Below are 17,739 nucleotides of genomic sequence, written 5' to 3' on the forward strand. Positions count from 1 at the left end.
CTTTCTCACCAGACGGTCCACGAGCGCATCGACGCCGCTCACCCGCGCCCGTCTGACCTGCTCGCTCTCCCAGATCCAGAGCACCAGTTGTTCCGGGTGGGCCAGTGCCAGGGCTTCCCTCTCCTCCAACTGGTGTCCGACTCGACCGGCCGTACGCGTGCAGAAGTAGACCCACTCGTGGCGGCCTTCCTGCGGGCCGCTCCTCAGGACCGGCGAGCCGAGGACCCGGCGGCCGATATGCCACAGGTCGGTCATCGCGGAGGTGAACAGCCAGCTGCGGGTCTCCGCCTCCAGGCGCTTGAGCCGGGGCCCGGGAGCGCCCTCGTCCTTCATCCGCTGCCACAGGGCGCGCAGGAAGGACGTGGTCGCGGCACTCCGCGCCTCCGGCAGCCCGGACGCGCCGCGCTCCTGACCGATCCGCTCGTACAACTCCCTCAGGAACAGCCGGTCCTGCTCCAGCTCGGCCTCCCGGCGCAGCCTGATGGCCCGGACGCGCTCGCGGCAGCGCCCGGCCGACCGCCCCGGCGCCGCCGCGAACACCTCCTCGCACTCGGCCAGCCAGGGCAGTTCCGTGTACGCGATCCCCCGGGTCTCCTCCACTACGGCAAGGACCGCGTCCGGCAGGCGCCCGTGCGAGGCGTGCTCGGCGGCCACCTGCGCCACGTGCTCGGCCGGCAGCCCCGGGCCGCCGTCCGGAGTGCCCACCAGCAGCCGTGCCGCGAGCTCCACCGCGTCCTGGTCCGGGCGGGCCAGCAGCAGCCGGACCTCCTCCACCGCCACATCGGCGGGCAGCCGCAGCAGGGTGCGGCGCGCCGACGCCCGTACCGTCGGATTCACGTCCCACAGCAGCCGGTTGAGGGAGCGCAGCACCTGCGGCCCGCCCGTCACCGCGAGGCGGTCCATCTGGTCGGCGACGATACGGCGTACGAAATAGTGTTCCTGCGAGGCGAGTTCGGACACGAAGTCCCAGAACCGGGTGCCGTGCGGGTCCAGCTGGAAGACCAGCTGGGTGCCGATGCCCCGCCACTTCCAGTCGCGCTCCAGCATGGCCCTGATCACCGCGGTGTGCGCCTCGTCGGGCGCCCTGCGGTCCTCCAGGCGCAGCACCAGGAATTCGAGGGCGCCGCGCAGCGTGGCGAATCCGGGCTCCTGCGCCATCAGGACGAGCGCGTCGGCGGCGATGTCGTCCGGGTGCTTGGCCTCCCAGCCCTGGTCGAGGTAGAGGCTCAGCGCCAGTACGTACTCCGCGAAGCGGTCGTAGATGAAGACGACGTTGCGGACGCCGATCTCGTCGTCGACGCTCTCCTCAAGGATGATCTCCTCGTCGATGACCCGGCTGTAGAGCGAGTCACTGGTGTCGAGCTCGGCCGCCGTGGCGCGCAGGGTGGCGGCGACGGCGCCGCGCGGCACCGAGGTGGAGCGGCTCTGCCGCATCAACCGGGCCACGTCCAGGACGAGTTCGGCCACCGCGCCCTTCCCCTTGAGCGAGGTGGCGTACGCGACCTGCTCGACCTTGCGCTCCCAGAACAGTTTGAAGAGGCGGAAGAGGCGGAAGTCCTCGATCACGCCGATGTCGCGATCGCGGTACGCCTCGCACAGGATGCGCAGCACCAGCGCGTGCCGGCAGCGCTCGGCGGCCTCGCCGCGCAGCCGTCCCCGGATGCCGAAGGCGCTGAAGTAGGCGGCGGCGATCCCGGGGAAGGAGGCGAGGGGGAAGAGCGGTACCTCCTCGACCCGGGTCGCGGGGGTGACCCGGGGGCCGCTCTGCACGGGCTCGCGCTGCCAGACGTAGCTGGCCCAGAACGGGGCGCGGTAGAACTGCCAGAAGTCGGTGCGGCAGGTGACCACCACCTTCACCCCGGCGCTCTCGGCCTGCCGCAGCAGCTCGTGCAGCGCCGCCTTCATCGCGTCCGGCTTGGCCGGGGACTCGTTGATCGCGTCGAGAAGCAGCAGCGGCGGGCGGCCGGGGGCGGCGGTGCGGGCCAGGTCCGCGAAGCAGCCGGGCCAGTCGGCGCCGTAGCCGAGGCGGGTCGCGATCAGGCTGAGCAGCCCGTGCGGCTCGGAGACCGGGACGCGCGCCGACATCAGCAGCACCGGCGAGTCGTCGAGGCGGCGCTCGGCGAGCGAGCAGAGCAGATTGGTCTTGCCCCGGCCGGGCTTGGAGACCACCAGCAGACAGGTGCTGTCGTTGGCCAGGAACTCCTCGACCCGCTCTTCGAGTTCGTGGTGGCGGAAGTAGAGCTCGCGCAGGTACTTGGAGCCGATCTCGGATATCTCCCGCAGGGTGGCGCGCCGGGCCCGCTCGCGCAGTCCGGCGAAGGGTGTGCCGGTGGCGGTCAACGCGTCGAGGTCGGCGGGGTCGAGCCGGGCGACCTCGTCGGCGAGCCGGGCCATCGCCTCCTGGCGGTCCACGCCGACGACCGCCACCGCGGCGAGCGCGCGCACGAAGTCAGCGAGGGCGCGCGGGCCGTCCCGGGCGACCTGGGCGACGACCGAGGTGAAGAAGGAGACGGTGGTGGTGCCGGGGGCGACGTGCAGGAGCGACTCCCCGTATCCGGCGCTCTCCAGGAGGAACGCCCGTTGCCCGGGGTCGTTCATGCCGGGCAGCGTGGCGAAGCTCTGGATGAGTCTGCCGCGCAGCCCGGCGCGGTCGGAATCTGGCATGGCGGTCTCTCCGGGGTGCGCGTGCGCCGGGTGATCAGCCGAGGCGGGAGCGGACGTCGGGCGGGAACTCCCGCAGGATCCGGCTCAGCAGGATCCCCTCGTTGCGGTAGTAGTAGCTGCCGGTGGCGGGTTCCTGGAGGTTGCCGCCGGCGTGGTGGACCGCGCAGACCCGCCAGTCGTCGGTGAGCACGGGGGCGCCGGAGGAGCCGGGCAGGGTGGCCGTCACGTACTGGACGACGTCGGCGTCGACGTACTCCACGAAGTTGCTCTGGAACGCGATCTGCTTGGGCCGCCCGGCAGGGTGCTGCACGATGTTGACGCGGTCGCCCTGCCGGGGCGGCGCCCCGGATATCTCCAGGTGCCCCCACTCGCTGCCGGGGCTCTCCGCGAGTTCGACGAGCGCGAAGTCGCAGCGCGCGTCGGCGAGGTACAGCCGCCCGGTGGCGCGGGCCGCGTGCACCGGGCGCGGCCGGCCCGCCGAGTCGTCCTCGTAGTTGAAGAGGAAGCGGGCGCTGCCGAGCAGGTCCGCGTGCGGCAGTACGTGCTCGTTGGTCAGCAGCAGGTCGTCCGCGACCAGGAAGCCCGTGCCGGTCCAGCGGCCGGTGGTGTGGTCCACCACGATCTGGCAGACCGGCCGGGCGGCGGCCAGGGCGAGCTCCAGGAAGTGGACCGGTCGCAGCGTATTGGCGGCGATGATCTTCTCTTCGACTCCCTCGGGGCTGGTGGGGCCCTTCCAGGCGGCGACCGCCGGGGCCGGGGAGACCGGGACCATCATGCGGTGGCGCAGCAGCAGGGCGGCGATGAAGTCCTGCTGCTCCCTGCCGGTGAGGGTGGCGATCACATTGAGCAGGAGGCCGAGGGCCTCGTGGTCGTAGGAGACCCTGCCGTACGCGGAGAGGTGCGTGACGACGCGGCTGACCGCCACGAGCGTGGCGCCTTCGAGGTCGATGTGCGGGACGAGATCGCCCAGACCTGCCAGGGTCAGGATCTCGGCGCGCCCGGACGGGGAGCCGAGGACCGGCACGGCGGCCAGCAGGGTGACGAGCCGCTGACGCTCTTCCACGGTTAGTTCGACCATCGCTTGCTCCCCCTCGCGAGCGGCGCCGGAATTTCCCCATCGTGCCAGCGCGGCGGCACTTTCGCGGGCGGTCCGCGAAGGTCGGGCCGGGAAAATCCCGGGACGGGCCCGGGAAAGGGGACCGCCCCGGCCGGGCGCAGTGCCGGCCGGGGCGGTACGGGTGCCGCTGTCGGATCAGGCCAGGGTCGCGATGGCCTGGTTGAAGGTCGCCGACGGGCGCATGACCGCCGCCGCCTTCGCCGGGTCGGGCTGGTAGTAGCCACCGATGTCGGCCGGGGAGCCCTGGACGGCGATCAGCTCGCCGACGATGGTCTGCTCCTGGTCGGCCAGCGTCTTGGCCAGCGGCGCGAACGCCTCCGCGAGCTGCGCGTCGTCGGTCTGCTTGGCCAGCTCCTGGGCCCAGTACAGGGCCAGGTAGAAGTGGCTGCCGCGGTTGTCGATGCCGCCGAGCTTGCGGCTCGGGGACTTGTCCTCGTTGAGGAAGGCACCGGTGGCGCGGTCGAGCGTGTCGGCCAGGACCTGGGCGCGCGCGTTGCCCTTGGTCGTGGCGAGGTGCTCGAAGCTGACCGCGAGGGCCAGGAACTCGCCCAGGCTGTCCCAGCGCAGGTAGTTCTCCTTGACCAGCTGCTGGACGTGCTTGGGGGCGGAGCCGCCGGCGCCCGTCTCGAAGAGGCCGCCGCCGTTCATCAGCGGGACGACCGAGAGCATCTTGGCGCTGGTGCCGAGCTCCAGGATCGGGAACAGGTCGGTCAGGTAGTCGCGCAGCACGTTGCCGGTGACGGAGATCGTGTCCTCGCCGCGGCGGATGCGCTCCAGGGAGAACGCGGTCGCCTCGACCGGGGACAGGATCTTGATGTCCAGGCCCTCGGTGTCGTGCTCCGCGAGGTACGTCCTGACCTTCTCGATCAGGACGGCGTCGTGGGCGCGCTCGGCGTCCAGCCAGAAGACGGCCGGGTTACCGGTGGCGCGGGCGCGGGTGACGGCGAGCTTGACCCAGTCCTGGATGGGCAGGTCCTTGGTCTGGCACATCCGGAAGATGTCACCGACGGCGACCGGCTGCTCCAGGACGACGTTGCCCTCGCCGTCGACGACGCGGACGGTGCCCGCGGCGGCGATCTCGAAGGTCTTGTCGTGGCTGCCGTACTCCTCGGCCTTCTGCGCCATCAGGCCGACGTTGGGGACCGAGCCCATGGTGGCCGGGTCGAAGGCGCCGTTGGCGCGGCAGTCGTCGATGACGACCTGGTACACACCGGAGTAGCTGCTGTCCGGCAGGACGGCGAGGGTGTCGGCCTCCTGGCCGTCCGGGCCCCACATGTGGCCGGAGGTGCGGATCATGGCCGGCATGGAGGCGTCGACGATGACGTCGCTGGGGACGTGCAGGTTGGTGATGCCCTTGTCGGAGTCGACCATCGCGAGGGCCGGGCCCTCGGCGAGCTCGGCCTCGAAGGACGCCTTGATCTCGGCGCCGAGGTGCGGCACGGAGTCCAGGCCCTTGAGGATGGTGCCGAGGCCGTCGTTCGGGGACAGGCCGGCGGCGACCAGCGCCTCGCCGTACTTCGCGAAGGTCTGCGGGAAGAAGGCGCGCACCACGTGGCCGAAGACGATCGGGTCGGAGACCTTCATCATCGTGGCCTTGAGGTGCACCGAGAACAGCACGCCCTCGGCCTTGGCGCGGTCGATCTGCTCGGTGAGGAACGCCCGGAGCGCGGCGACGCGCATCACGGAGGCGTCGACGACCTCGCCCGCGAGGACCGGCACGGACTCGCGCAGCACGGTGGTGGTGCCGTCCTCGGCCGCCAGCTCGATACGGAGCGAGCCGGCCCCGGCGACGACCGCGGACTTCTCCGTGGAGCGGAAGTCGTCGGCGCCCATGGTCGCCACGTTCGTCTTCGACTCGGCGGTCCAGGCGCCCATGCGGTGCGGGTGGGCCTTGGCGTAGTTCTTGACCGAGCCGGGGGCGCGGCGGTCGGAGTTGCCCTCGCGCAGCACCGGGTTCACGGCGCTGCCCTTGACCTTGTCGTAGCGGGCGCGGATGTCGCGCTCCTCGTCGGTCTGCGGGTCGTCCGGGTAGGCCGGCAGCGCGTAGCCCTGCGCCTGCAGCTCGGCGACGGCGGCCTTGAGCTGCGGGATCGAGGCCGAGATGTTCGGCAGCTTGATGATGTTCGCGTCGGGCGTCTTCGCCAGCTCGCCGAGCTCGGCGAGGGCGTCGTCGATGCGCTGCCCCTCCTGGAGGTACTCCGGGAAGTGGGCGATGATCCGCCCGGCCAGCGAGATGTCCCGCGTCTCCACCGTGACCCCGGCCGTCGAGGCATACGCCTGGACCACAGGCAGGAACGAGTACGTCGCCAGCGCGGGCGCCTCGTCAGTGTGGGTGTAGATGATGGTCGAGTCAGTCACCGGGTGCTCCACTCCACGTATGCAACATTGCTCGACATCAAGATATCTCGTGACGGACCCCGGCCGGACAGGGGCCCGGCCCGCCGAAACCGCCAGAACCGGCGGAAGATCTACGCCCGAACGCACGGAAAGCCGCCTTCTCCGATGGAGAAGACGGCTTCCGACCTGCGAAAACGCTGGTCGGGACGACAGGATTTGAACCTGCGACCCCTTGACCCCCAGTCAAGTGCGCTACCAAGCTGCGCCACGTCCCGATGCCCGTCTGACCTGGGGTTTCCCCCGGCCGAACGCGCACCAGAACAATACCGCACTTCGACCGGTGGTCACGAACCCCTTTCGGCCGTCGGATCCGGCGGGCCGGCTCAGCGGACCTGACCTGCCGCGAAATAGGCGGCGAGCTCCGGGTCCAGCGGCTCGACCCGCCTGGGCGTGCCGCCGTCGCGCAGCGACATGGTCGCCTGGTAGCCCGCCGCCACGGCCATCCGGGCGGCCACCGGCGAGGTGTCGGTGCGGCCGCCCTCGCGTACGAAGCGCAGGAACTCGTCGATCAGGAGCGGGTCCGCGCCGCCATGGCCCGAGTCGTCCGGGGCGGACGGCACCTCGTGGACCTCGTCGGGCTCGTCCCGGAAGTGGGAGCGCCGGGCGTTCCACACCTTGACCCGGCTGCCGGGCCCGTCGCCGAAGTTCTCCAGGCGGCCCGCGTCGCCGATGACCGTGTAGTTGCGCCAGTAGTCGGGGGTGAAGTTGCACTGCTGGTAGGCGGCGAGCACGCCGTTGTCGAGGCGCATGTTCAGGAGCGAGACGTCCTCGATGTCGATCACCGGGTTCAGGGCGCGCTGGGTGTGCGGCGGCCAGTGGCCGTCCTTGGTGTACCAGTCGTCCGCCTTCGGCTCGCCCTCCGCGCGCCGGTGGGGATTGTCCCCGTAGACCATGAGGTCGCCCATCGCCTGGACGTCGCGCGCGTAGCCGCCGGCCAGCCAGTGCAGCACGTCGATGTCGTGAGCGGCCTTCTGGAGCAGCAGACCGGTGGTGTTCGCGCGCTCGGCGTGCCAGTCCTTGAAGTACCAGTCGCCGCCGTAGCCGACGAAATGGCGGATCCAGACCGTCTTGACCCTGCCGATCGCACCGCGCTCGACGAGGTCGCGCATCAGCCGGACCACCGGCATGTGGCGCATGTTGTGGCCGACGTACAGCCGCGACCCGGTCTCGTACGCCGTGCGCAGGATCGTGTCGCAGCGCTCGACCGAGATGTCCAGGGGCTTCTCCACGAAGACGGGCTTGCCCGTCCGCATGGCCGCGCAGGCGATGTCGGCATGGGTGTGGTCGGGGGTGAGGACGAGCAGGGCGTCGATGTCGGGGTCCTCGACGACCTTGCGGTGGTCTCCGGTCATGGCGGCGTCGGGGAAGGCCCCGGCCGCCTCCGCGCGGGCCCGGGGGTCGGGGTCGGCGAGCGCGGTCACGGCGGAGCCGCGGCCCGGGCGGTGGGCGACGCGGGCGAGGCTGCCGCGCAGGCCGAAGCCGAGGACGCCGATACGGAGGTCGGTCATGGTCAACTTCCTTACGGTCTGGGCCTGGTGGCCCGGCGCGCCGGGGTGTCCGGTGCCCGATGATGACATCGGCGCCCGATCCGGTGCCGCGCGCCGGAGTATGCGCCCGGGACAATTGTTTCGCGCCGCCGCCACCCGGTGGCACTCCAACGCGCCGGTCCGGAAAAGAGCTTGGCCGTGGCACGGCGAAACGATCAGGTTCGCACAGGCCGGAGGCCGCGCGACGAGCGGCCGACGGACGTCCGATTGCGTTCACGCCCGGCGCCCAATCGCGTCCCGGGGTGTTCCTGGAGGCCGTCCTCGTGCACATCTGGGACCAAAGCCTGTCCCTCAGTGCCGGATGCCCACGAAACCTTTGCCCTTGGCATGTGGCAAGAAGTGGAGACCGGGGAATGCCAACCGGGTGGAACCGAGGAGGCCAACCTCACAGAACACGCCAGTAGTCAAACGTCAACACGCCGCGTTCTGGCCAAAGTTGACAAGGACGTTGAAGCGCCACCGAATGATCAACAACATGATGAGGTCGGCCTCTTCGGGACGGGAACCACTGCCGATGCACCACCTGCTCGAACACCGTTACGAGCAGGCGTTTCGCGGAGGAGGGCTCGCCATGGACGGATACTTCAGCAGCCGCCCGCATCATCAACTACGGGAGCATGTACGGCAGTTCGCGGAACGCGAGATCCGGCCCCGGATAGCGGCGATGGAGGCGGCACGTTCCGTCCAGTACGACCTGTCCCGGCTGATCGCCCGGCAGGGCTGGATAGCGGCCACCGTCAGCCCGTCGTACGGGGGAATGGGCGTCGGACACCTCGGGAAGACCATCATCATCGAGGAGTTGTCCCGGGTCAGCGGCGCCATGGGCGCCATGGCGCAGGCCTCCCAGCTGGGCGTGGCCAAGATAGTCCACTTCGGCAGCGAGGAGCAGAAGAAGCACTGGCTGCCCGCCATCGCCGCCGGTGACTGCCTTCCGACGATCGCCGTGACCGAGCCCGAGTCCGGCGGCCATGTGCTCGGGATGACGGCGAGCGCGGTCCGCGACGGCGACGACTACGTCCTCAACGGCCGCAAGGTGTACGTCGGAAACAGCCATGTCGGCGATGTGCACGGCGTCGTCGTCCGCACCGGCCCCGGCTCCCGGGGGCTGACCGCGTTCCTCGTCGAGCCCGACCGGCCCGGGTTCTCGCTCGGCGCCGAGCGCGACACGATGGGCCTGCACGGCTTCAGCTTCGGCGAGCTCTACTTCGACAACTGCCGGGTGCCGGTGGAGAGCCGGCTGGGCGAGGAGGGCGACGGGCTCGCCGTGGCCTACTCCTCCAGCGTGCTGTACGGCCGGCCCAATCTGACGGCCGTCTCACTGGGGATCCACCAGGCGATCCTGGAGGAGACGACCAAGTTCTGCACCGAGCGGATCCGCTACGGCAAGCCGCTGTACGAACTGCCCAACATCAAGATCAAGCTGGGGCAGCTGCAGTCCCGGCTGATGACGGCCCGGCTCGCCGCGTACCACGCGGTGCACCTGCTCGACCACGGCCTGCCGTGCGACGCGGAGCTGATGAACGCCAAGGTGGTCAACGTGGAGTCCGCGCTCGACTCGGCGCGCAGCGCCATGGAGATCCACGCGGCGGCCGGTCTCTTCACCGACCGCCCGATCGAGCGGTACCTGCGGGACGCACACCACATCTCCGCCCCGGCCGGCACCACGGACGTCCAGCTGCTGCGGCTGGCCGAAGTGGCGCTGGGCACGACGAAGGGCCAGTGGTCACAGCGGCTCTACGATGCCGTACGCACGGAGGAGTTCGCGGCGGCCCACTGACCGCACGGGGAACCGGCGTAGCGGCGGTCAGAAGCCGCCGTCCTCCCGGCGGTGGATCTGCTCGATCAGCTCGGCCGCCATCGACTTGATCGTCTCAAGGCCGGCCCGGCCCCACGGCCGCGGCTCGGTGTCGACGACGCAGATGGTGCCGAGCGCGATCCCGGTCCGGTCGATCAGCGGGGCGCCGAGGTAGGAGCGGATGCCGATCTCGTCGACCACCGGGTTGCCCGCGAAGCGCGGGTAGTCGCAGACGTCCTCCAGGACCAGGGCCTTGCGGCGCACCACGACGTGCGGGCAGTAGCCGTGGTCGCGGGCCATGAACCGGCTCACCCCGCCCGACGCGGCCACCGCGTTCAGATCGGTGCCCGCGTGCGCCCCCTCCGGGGTGTGCAGCCCGGCGAAGAACTGCTGGTTCTCGTCGATGAAGTTGACCATCGAATAGGGCGCCGCGGTGACCTCCGCGAGTCTGTGGGCGAACTCGTCGAACGCCGGATCCGGATGCTCCCCCATGCCGAGCTGGCGCAGCCGCTGTACACGGACGGGCGCCTCCCGGTCGACGGGAGTGAGCAGCAGATGGCCGGTCGGGTCGTACGTCATGTGTGCGCTCCATGGCTGGTGGCGGCCGGGAAGGTGGACAACAGGTGCTGGACCAGGGTGACCAGGGTCCCGATCCCGGAGCTGCCGATGCGGGCGTCGCAGAGCACGACGGGAACCTCCGGCTTGAGGTCTATGGCGGACCTGACCTCGTCCGGGGTGTAGCGGTAGGCCCCGTCGAACTCGTTGACCGCGACGAGGAAGCCGATCCCGCGCCGCTCGAAGAAGTCCACGGCGGAGAAGCAGTCCTCCAGGCGCCGGGTGTCCGCGAGGATCACCGCGCCGAGCGCGCCCTCGGAGAGCTCGTCCCACATGAACCAGAAACGCTCCTGCCCGGGCGTGCCGAACAGGTACAGGACGTGCCGGTCGTCGAGCGTGATGCGCCCGAAGTCCATGGCGACCGTCGTGGTGGTCTTGGACTCCACCCCTTCGAGGCTGTCGTGCGCCACGCTGACCGTGGTGAGCAGCTCCTCGGTGGAGAGCGGTTCGATCTCGCTGACCGCGCCCACGAGGGTCGTCTTGCCGACCCCGAAGCCGCCGGCGACGAGGATCTTCAGCGCGGTGGGGAAGAGATCCACGGCGGGGCTGACGTCAGAGCCTTCGTCGTAGGCCATCGAGCACTGCCTCCAGCAGAGAACGGTCGGTGGGGGTGTGGTGGAAGCGGGGCGCGCGGGCCGTCACCGCCCCGCAGTCCACCAGGTCGGACAGCAGCACCTTGGTGACGACGGCGGGCAGCCGCAGATGGGCCGCGATCTCCGCCACCGAGGTCGGCCCCTCGCAGAGCCCGAGCGCCTGGGAGTGTTCGGGCCCGAGGTGCGTCTGGGGTGGCTGCCCGGTCGCCACCACCTGGGAGAGCAGGTCCAGCGTGGCGGTCGGCCGGGTGCGGCCGTTGCTCACGGTGTACGGGCGGATCAGCCTCCCGGCCGCGTCGTCGAGCCATGGGCCGTCCTGCGGGGCCGGCACGCTCAGTGCCTCGTGCCGCTCGGTGTCCCGGCGCCTTGCCGGGCCGGCGTCACGAGGTAGGGCCGTACGCTCTTCACCAGCATCGCCATCTCGTACCCGAGCACCGCCGCGTCCGCCTCGCGTCCGGCGAGCACGGCGAGACAGGTGCCCGAGCCTGCCGTGGAGACGAACAGCAGCGTGGAGTCGAGCTCCACCACCACCTGGCGGACTTCGCCGCCGTCACCGAAGCGCGCACCCGCGCTGCGGCCCAGCGAGTAGAGCCCGGAGGCCAGGGCCGCCATGTGGTCGGCGCTGTCGACGTCCAGACCGTGAACGGACTTCACCAGCCCGTCGGAGGAGAGCAGGACCGCGTTGCGTGTGTAGGGCACCCGCTGGACCAGTCCGCTGAGCAGCCAGTCGAGGTCCGAGACGTGTCCGGTCGGCGCATCGCTCGCCATGGTGCATCTACTCCTTGGAGTGGTCGGCGTCAGTTTCTGCCTGGGGGTGAGGTAACGGCTGTGCGGGGTGGGGCGGGTGCGGTTGCGGTACGGCGGGGCTGTCGTGCGGGGCCGGCTGCGACTCGGCGAGACCGATGCCCCGCTGGAACGCCGCCATCAACCCCGGGTCGTGCAGGGCGTGTTCGTCCTCCTTGCGTGCGGCCGGAGCGTCCCGCAGCTGCGGGACGAGGTGCTCCTGGCTGCGGCGCCGGGGCAGATCGGGCCGGCCCGCGCCGCGCACCGTACCGTTCGCCACGGGTATCGGAGGCACCGCGGCCTCCCCCGGCGCCCGGTGGGTGCCGGGGAGGGCGGCGGCCGGGTTGGGCCGCTCCTCGTGGGCGGCGCGCACCGGCAGCGGCGTCGTGCCGTGCGTGGACACGGTCTCGCCGTGCTGGGGCTGGCGGGGCAGGGGCGGCAGCGCGGTGCCGTGCGCGGGCGTGTCGTGTGCCGGGGCGCGGTGCGCGGGCGGCGGCACCGGCGCGGCGGGGGGCGGGACGGGCGCGGGCGGGGGCGTCTGCGGGGCGCCGACGGGGGGCTGGGGGTGGGCCGGGAGGGGGGGGCTGGCGGGCTCCGGGAGGGGCTGCCGATCGGCCGTCTGCCCGTCCTTGACGCTCTCGGAGTCGGCGCCCAACAGGCCCTGTGGCAGCACCAGTACGGCCTGGACGCCGCCGTAGATGTTGGTCTGGAGGCGGACCGCGATGCCGTGTCTGCGGGCCAGCGCGGAGACCACGAACAGGCCGATCCGGCCGTCCTGGAGGAGGTGGGCGACATTCACCTGATCGGGGTCGGAGAGCAGCGCGTTCATCTTGCTCTGCTCGGTGACGGGCATGCCCAGACCGCGGTCCTCGACCTCGACGGCGAGCCCGGCGGTCACCAGCTGGGCGCGCAGCAGCACCTGGGTGTGCGGGGCGGAGAACAGCGTGGCGTTCTCGACGAGTTCGGCGAGGAGGTGGATGACGTCGGCGACCGCGTGGCCGCGCAGCGTGCCGTCGATCGGCGGCACCAGCTTGACCCGGGGGTACTGCTCGACCTCGGCGATCGAGGAGCGCAGCACCTCGGTCATGGTCACCGGGTGGGACCACTGGCGGCGGGAGATGGCGCCGCCGAGGACGGCGAGGTTCTCCGCGTGCCGGCGGATACGGGTGGCGAGGTGGTCGACGTGGAACAGGCCCTTGAGCAGCTCGGGGTCCTCGACCTCGTTCTCCAGCTCGTCCAGGAGCTGGATCTCGCGGTGGACGAGGGACTGGAGCCGACGGGCCAGATTGACGAAGACTTCGACCTTCTGCTCGTTGCCGACGCTGCTGGAGAGCTGCGAGGCCTGTACCACAGCGGTCACGGCCGCCTCGTGGGACCGGCTCAGCTCGTGCGCCAGGAGCTCGAACTCATCGGCGTCCGGCGGGAGCTGAACGGGTCCGCGGCGGGTGGGCGGGCCGTCGCCGCGGCGCAGTCCGTCGACCACCGTGCGCAGGTCGGCGGCCGAGCGGGCGCTGCCCCGGCGCAGCCCGTTGGCGCGGCCGAGCACGGTCTTGGCGGCCCGGTCGGCGCCCGCCGCGGCGGCCGCCACGGACGCGGCGGCGAGGACCGCCATGCCGCCGAGCGCCGCCCAGAGCATCTTGGAGGGGTGGGCGTGGGTGGAGTGGAGGGTGAAGACGACGGCGGCCACGCCGCACAGCACGGCGGCCACGGCGGGCAGCACCGCGGTGCGCAGCAGCTGGGGTCGTATGCGGCCCTCGGTGGCCGGCCGCTGCCCGCTGGGTGGCCGGCCCGCCGGAGCCGGGGCGCTCGCGGGTGCGGCCGGGGGCTGCGGCCGGTGTGCCGTACGTCCGTGCCGCCCGCCCTCGCGGCGTTCGGACCGCGCGGCGGGTGCGCGAAGATGAGACATCTGCGTCCTCGGTACGTGGGGTCCCAGAGATCGTGGTCCCGGGCCCGACTCAACCGATATGGGCCCGCGTTGATCATCGGCCACTCACAGTAGTGGTCAACCCATCACCCTCGGTGCGCAGTTGGAAAAGTTCCCCCTGCCGCGTCCCGCTCTGGTATGGCGCCTCGTACAGCAGCGCGAAATGCCGACACATCTCCTAGGAGACGACCGGCGCCGCCTCCTGTTCTCCCGCCTTGGCGGGCTTGCGGGTGTGCACCGGCCAGCCGCCCGCCGGGGTCGGCGCGACCGGGCGCCACCAGGGCGCGGACGGCACGTTTTCCGAGGTGGGTTCGAAGGGTTCACCCGGGATGGGCAGCGCGATCCCGGTGCCGGCCGCCGCGGCGGCGGCCATCGTCCCCTCGCCCGGCTCGGCCCACGGGTGCGGGGCGAGGTTGAAGGTGCCCCAGTGGATCGGGAGCATCACGCCGTGCGGCCGGCCGCCCTGGAGGTCGAGGTGGGCCCGCATGCCTTCGGCCGGAGTCATATGGATGTCCGGCCAGAATTCGCTGTACGCGCCGATCTGGATCATCGTGGCGTCGAACGGGCCGTGCTCGGCGCCGATGTCCTTGAAGCCGTCGAAGTAGCCGGTGTCACCGCTGTGGTAGATCCGGTGCTCGGGACCGGTGACGGCCCAGGAGGCCCACAGCGTGTGCTGCTGGTTGCGCAGGCCGCGGCCGCAGAAGTGGCGCGCGGGGGTGGCGGTGAGGCTGAGCCCGTTGACCTTCGTCGACTCGCTCCAGTCGAGCTCGTGGATGCGGTCGGCCGGGACGCCCCAGTACTCCAGATGGGCGCCGACACCGAGCGGGACCGCGAACACCGTCCCCGTACCCGCCAGGGCGCGGATGGTGGGCAGGTCGAGATGGTCGTAGTGGTCGTGCGAGATGACCACGACGTCCACGGGACCGAGTGAGGCCAGCGGGACGGGCACCGGGTGCAGGCGCTTGGGCCCGGCGAAGGCGAAGGGGGAACAGCGCTCGCCCCACACCGGGTCGAAGAGTACCCGGCGGCCGTCGATCTCGGCGAGGACGCTGGAGTGCCCCATCCAGGTGAGCCGCAGCCCGGTGGCGGGCGGCCTGGCGAGGTCGGCGAGCGTCGTCGCGTGCACCGGGATGTTGCCCACCGGGGCGCGCAGGGCCCGCTGCTCCTTCTCGAAGTAGATCTTGGCGAACTCCACCATCGAGCCGGACGGCCGCGTCCGTGCGCCCTCCGGGTTCTGGAAGACCCCGTCCGCGAAGTTGGGCGAGCGGCGGATCCGCTCCAGGCGCTCCCCCGCCGGGTCGGCCCCGAACGCGGCGGGGCGCAGCTCGCGCAGCCGGGAGCGGAGTGGGAGCAGAGATCCAGCGCCGGTCACGGCACCTCCTGGGGCTCGGGGGTCGTTCCATTATGTGCGGCGGGTACGACAAGGCGGGAACGGCGCCGTTACGCGGCAGGGACCCGCCGGGGGCGGCTCAGGCGCGCGGCTGCCCGTAGGCACGATCCACCCGCAGCCGGAGCACCACGCGCCGGTCGCGGACCATGGCCCGCCGGTAGTCGTCCCAGTCCGGGTGCTCGCCCTGGACGTCCCGGTACAGCTGAATGAGCTCCTCGACGGTCGCGTCGTGCGGGTCGGCGGCCACCGGGGAGAGGTCCGCCACGCCCTCGGCCACGGTCCAGGCCCAGCGGTCGTCACTGGTGACGTGGTAGCTGGCGCGCGGGTCGCGGCGCAGGTTCTTCGTCTTGGCGCGGTCGTCGGTGAGGGAGACCTTGATCACGCCCTCCTCCGCGTAGTACGCGTGGTTCACGTTGGAAAGCTGCGGGCGCCCGTCGCGCTTGAGGGTGGCGAGGACGCCGCCCTTCTCCGCCGCGACCAGCTTGAGCAGTGCTTCCTCGTGTGCGTCGAATGCCGTCATGGCCACTGGAACAGCGCGCGCCCACCCCCGATTCCCGCGCGCGTGGTGAAGGTGATGTGGGGGATGGCCGACGACTGTGTGATGGACCTGGCAGTGACAATTCGGGGCCGATTGTCGGACCGTGCGCTTAGGCTGGACGCATGTCCCCTACCGCCCACCTCCCTGGTTCCGTACTGCCGGACGCCGAAGCCGCCAATGAGGCGATTCGCGAGCTCGTCGACAGCGCGGACCCGGACGGCGGCTGGCCCTCGGAGGAGTACGAGCGGCTGCTCACGCTGTGGGCGGCGGCCACGACCGCCGATCTCGACGAGGCCGCGTAGCCCCGCCGCCGCCCTCTGGGCGCTCCGGCCGGGCGATAGGCTCGGCCCGCCGTATGTCCGCGCCGGGCCTGCGGCATACCCCGCCGCGGCCGCCCCGGGCCGATCGACACCACAGGAGAATGCCCGCCTTGTCCGAGACATCCGAGAACCGCGTACATGAGCAGGTCGCCGCGGCGCCCGGACCGGCGGACGACCGCTCCGCGCTGCGGGCCGACTGTGCGAACTGCTTCGGCCTGTGCTGCGTCGCGCTGGCGTTCTCCCGGTCGACGGACTTCGCGATCGACAAGGCCGTCGGGGACCCCTGCCCCAACCTCCAGCAGGACTTCCGCTGCGGCATCCACGACAAGCTGCGTCCCAAGGGCTTCCAGGGGTGCACGGTGTACGACTGCTTCGGCGCGGGCCAGAAGATCTCCCAAGTCACCTTTGCCGGGCAGAACTGGCGGGAGTCCCCGGACGGGTCGCGGCAGATGTTCGCCGCGCTCCCGGTGATGCGCCAGCTCCAAGAGCTGCTCTGGTACCTCGCCGAGGCGCAGGCCCGCCCGGCGGCGCGCCCGGTCCACCGCCAGGTGGCGGCCGCGCAGGAGAGGATCGAGCGCCTGACGCTCAGCGACGTGGACACGCTCCTGGAACTGGACGTGGCCGCGCATCGCGCCGAGGTGAACGCCCTGCTGCTGCGCACCAGCGAGCTGGTACGCGCCGAGGTCCGGGGCAAGAAGAAGGACCGCAGGGGCGCCGATCTGTTCGGGGCCCGGCTCAGGGGCGCGGATCTGCGTGGTGCGGACCTGCGCGGCGCGTACCTCATCGCGGCCGATCTGAGCGGGGCGGATCTGCGGCTCGCCGATGTGATCGGAGCGGACTTCCGCGACGCGGACCTCGCCGGGGCGGACCTCACCGACTGCCTCTTCCTCACCCAGACGCAGGTCAACGCGGCGCGGGGCGACGCGGGCACGGTGCTGCCTGGGGGCCTGGAGCGCCCGTCGCACTGGGACAAGGGCACCTCGGCCCCGCCCGTGCCGTCCGGGCGCAAGGACGCCACCCCGGCCGCCTCCGGCCGTAAGGGCGGCCCGTCCGGCAAGCCCGGCGCCTCCCGGCGCAGGGGCTCCGGCCCGGCCGGGTCCCGCCGCAAGTAGCCGATCGCCCACCCGCAGGGCCCGTACGGGCTCGGGGCCACCCCACTATGCATGCCGTGTATACACCTCACGTATAGTCCCCCTCATGTTCTGGCCCAGGCCGAAAGGGAGTCGCGTCATGCGCAGCAGCAATTCCGAAGTGCGTCGTGCCCGGGGGCGGGCGGCCGCCGCGCTGGTCGCCGTGGCCGCACTCGGCCTGACGCTGACCGGCTGCTCCGACGGCGCCGTCTCGCCGCGCTCCGCCCGCAACGACGCGCTCGACAGCAAGGCCGCGGCGGGCGCCGCCGCGGGCACCGCCGCCGGGGTCGACTGCCGCAAGGCCAAATGCATAGCCCTGACGTTCGACGCCGGGCCGGGCGAGAAGACGCCCCAACTGCTCGACACGCTCAAGGAGAAGAAGGTGTACGCCACCTTCTTCCTGCTCGGCAAGAACCACGTCGAGAAGTACCCCGACACCGTGCGCCGCATCGCCGCCGAGGGGCACGAGGTCGCCAACCACACCTGGTCGCACGAGCGCCTGGACAACCTGAAGCCCGACGAGATACGCGCCGAGCTCAACCGCACCCAGGAGGCGGTGGCCAAGCTGACCGGCCGCAAGCCGGTCCTGATGCGGCCGCCGCAGGGCCGCACCAACAAGGAAGTCACCAAGGTCAGCAAGGAGCTGGGGCTCTCGCAGATCCTGTGGAGCGCGACCGCCAAGGACTACTCCACCAACGACTCGGCCCTGATCACCGAGCGCATCCTCGACCAGGCCGACCGCGACGGCATCATCCTGCTGCACGACATCTACGACGGGACCGTGCCCGCCGTGCCCGGGATCATCGACGCCCTCAAAGCGCGCGGCTTCACCTTCGTGACCGTGCCCCAGCTGCTCGCCCCCGCCGCCCCGAAGCCCGGCCAGCTCTACCGCCCCTGACGCTCCCTCGGGCCGCGCATGGGCACGG

13 protein-coding genes, 1 tRNA gene and 1 pseudogene are annotated in these 17,739 nt (G+C 71.6%); 4 read left to right on the forward strand and 11 right to left on the reverse strand.

Annotation, left to right across the window (positions count from 1 at the left end; translation table 11 throughout):
* Positions 1–2,698: 2,698 nt before the first annotated feature.
* The 4 genes from ACZ499_RS29875 to ACZ499_RS29890 all read right to left on the reverse strand — a co-directional run bounded on the left by ACZ499_RS29875 (position 2,699) and on the right by ACZ499_RS29890 (position 7,686).
* Positions 2,699–3,742 (reverse strand): trypsin-like peptidase domain-containing protein, encoded by a 1,044-nt coding sequence (locus tag ACZ499_RS29875; protein ID WP_468679360.1) that lies wholly within the window; start codon positions 3,740–3,742, stop codon positions 2,699–2,701.
* Positions 3,743–3,916: 174 nt separating this feature from the next.
* Complete coding sequence (locus ACZ499_RS29880; protein WP_468679361.1) at positions 3,917–6,139, reverse strand: NADP-dependent isocitrate dehydrogenase; 2,223 nt, start codon at positions 6,137–6,139, stop codon at positions 3,917–3,919.
* Positions 6,140–6,316: 177 nt separating this feature from the next.
* A tRNA-Pro gene (locus ACZ499_RS29885) sits at positions 6,317–6,393 on the reverse strand.
* Positions 6,394–6,501: 108 nt separating this feature from the next.
* Positions 6,502–7,686, reverse strand: coding sequence for a Gfo/Idh/MocA family protein (locus ACZ499_RS29890; protein ID WP_468679362.1), 1,185 nt, complete (start codon positions 7,684–7,686; stop codon positions 6,502–6,504).
* Positions 7,687–8,296: 610 nt separating this feature from the next.
* Here ACZ499_RS29890 and ACZ499_RS29895 point away from each other — a divergent pair.
* The gene (locus tag ACZ499_RS29895; RefSeq protein ID WP_468679363.1) at positions 8,297–9,502 is read left to right on the forward strand and encodes an acyl-CoA dehydrogenase family protein; all 1,206 of its coding nucleotides are present in this window, start codon (positions 8,297–8,299) and stop codon (positions 9,500–9,502) included.
* Between the two features lie 27 nt (positions 9,503–9,529).
* Here ACZ499_RS29895 and ACZ499_RS29900 read toward each other — a convergent pair whose 3' ends face one another.
* The 7 genes from ACZ499_RS29900 to ACZ499_RS29930 all read right to left on the reverse strand — a co-directional run bounded on the left by ACZ499_RS29900 (position 9,530) and on the right by ACZ499_RS29930 (position 15,345).
* Positions 9,530–10,099 (reverse strand): GAF domain-containing protein, encoded by a 570-nt coding sequence (locus ACZ499_RS29900; RefSeq protein ID WP_468679364.1) that lies wholly within the window; start codon positions 10,097–10,099, stop codon positions 9,530–9,532.
* On the reverse strand, positions 10,096–10,710 hold the full coding sequence (locus ACZ499_RS29905) for a GTP-binding protein (RefSeq protein WP_468402991.1): 615 nt from the start codon (positions 10,708–10,710) through the stop codon (positions 10,096–10,098). The genes ACZ499_RS29900 and ACZ499_RS29905 overlap by 4 nt, the downstream gene beginning before the upstream one ends.
* Positions 10,688–11,059, reverse strand: a complete 372-nt coding sequence (locus tag ACZ499_RS29910) for a DUF742 domain-containing protein (protein ID WP_468679365.1) — start codon at positions 11,057–11,059, stop codon at positions 10,688–10,690. The genes ACZ499_RS29905 and ACZ499_RS29910 overlap by 23 nt, the downstream gene beginning before the upstream one ends.
* A gap of 2 nt (positions 11,060–11,061) precedes the next feature.
* Positions 11,062–11,496: a roadblock/LC7 domain-containing protein gene (locus ACZ499_RS29915; protein ID WP_101391062.1), complete on the reverse strand. Its 435-nt coding sequence runs from the start codon at positions 11,494–11,496 to the stop codon at positions 11,062–11,064.
* A 7-nt stretch (positions 11,497–11,503) separates the two neighbouring features.
* A complete protein-coding gene (locus ACZ499_RS29920) occupies positions 11,504–13,417 on the reverse strand; it encodes a sensor histidine kinase (RefSeq protein ID WP_468679366.1) in 1,914 nt (637 codons plus the stop codon).
* Positions 13,418–13,613: 196 nt separating this feature from the next.
* Complete coding sequence (locus ACZ499_RS29925) at positions 13,614–14,807, reverse strand: MBL fold metallo-hydrolase (RefSeq protein WP_468679367.1); 1,194 nt, start codon at positions 14,805–14,807, stop codon at positions 13,614–13,616.
* Between the two features lie 97 nt (positions 14,808–14,904).
* On the reverse strand, positions 14,905–15,345 hold the full coding sequence (locus ACZ499_RS29930; RefSeq protein ID WP_468679368.1) for a PPOX class F420-dependent oxidoreductase: 441 nt from the start codon (positions 15,343–15,345) through the stop codon (positions 14,905–14,907).
* Between the two features lie 140 nt (positions 15,346–15,485).
* Here ACZ499_RS29930 and ACZ499_RS29935 point away from each other — a divergent pair, with 140 nt between their 5' ends.
* The 3 genes and pseudogenes from ACZ499_RS29935 (at position 15,486) to ACZ499_RS29945 (ending at position 17,711) form a co-directional block, all read left to right on the forward strand.
* Positions 15,486–15,665, forward strand: a complete 180-nt coding sequence (locus ACZ499_RS29935; protein ID WP_468403003.1) for a hypothetical protein — start codon at positions 15,486–15,488, stop codon at positions 15,663–15,665.
* Positions 15,666–15,784: 119 nt separating this feature from the next.
* A pseudogene (locus ACZ499_RS29940) lies at positions 15,785–16,651 on the forward strand (pentapeptide repeat-containing protein); the annotation flags it as partial.
* 262 nt (positions 16,652–16,913) lie between these two features.
* Entirely contained in the window at positions 16,914–17,711 is a 798-nt protein-coding gene (locus ACZ499_RS29945) for a polysaccharide deacetylase family protein (RefSeq protein ID WP_468679369.1), read from the forward strand.
* Positions 17,712–17,739 lie beyond the last annotated feature (28 nt).

The organism is Streptomyces sp. NPDC031265, from assembly GCF_055570295.1.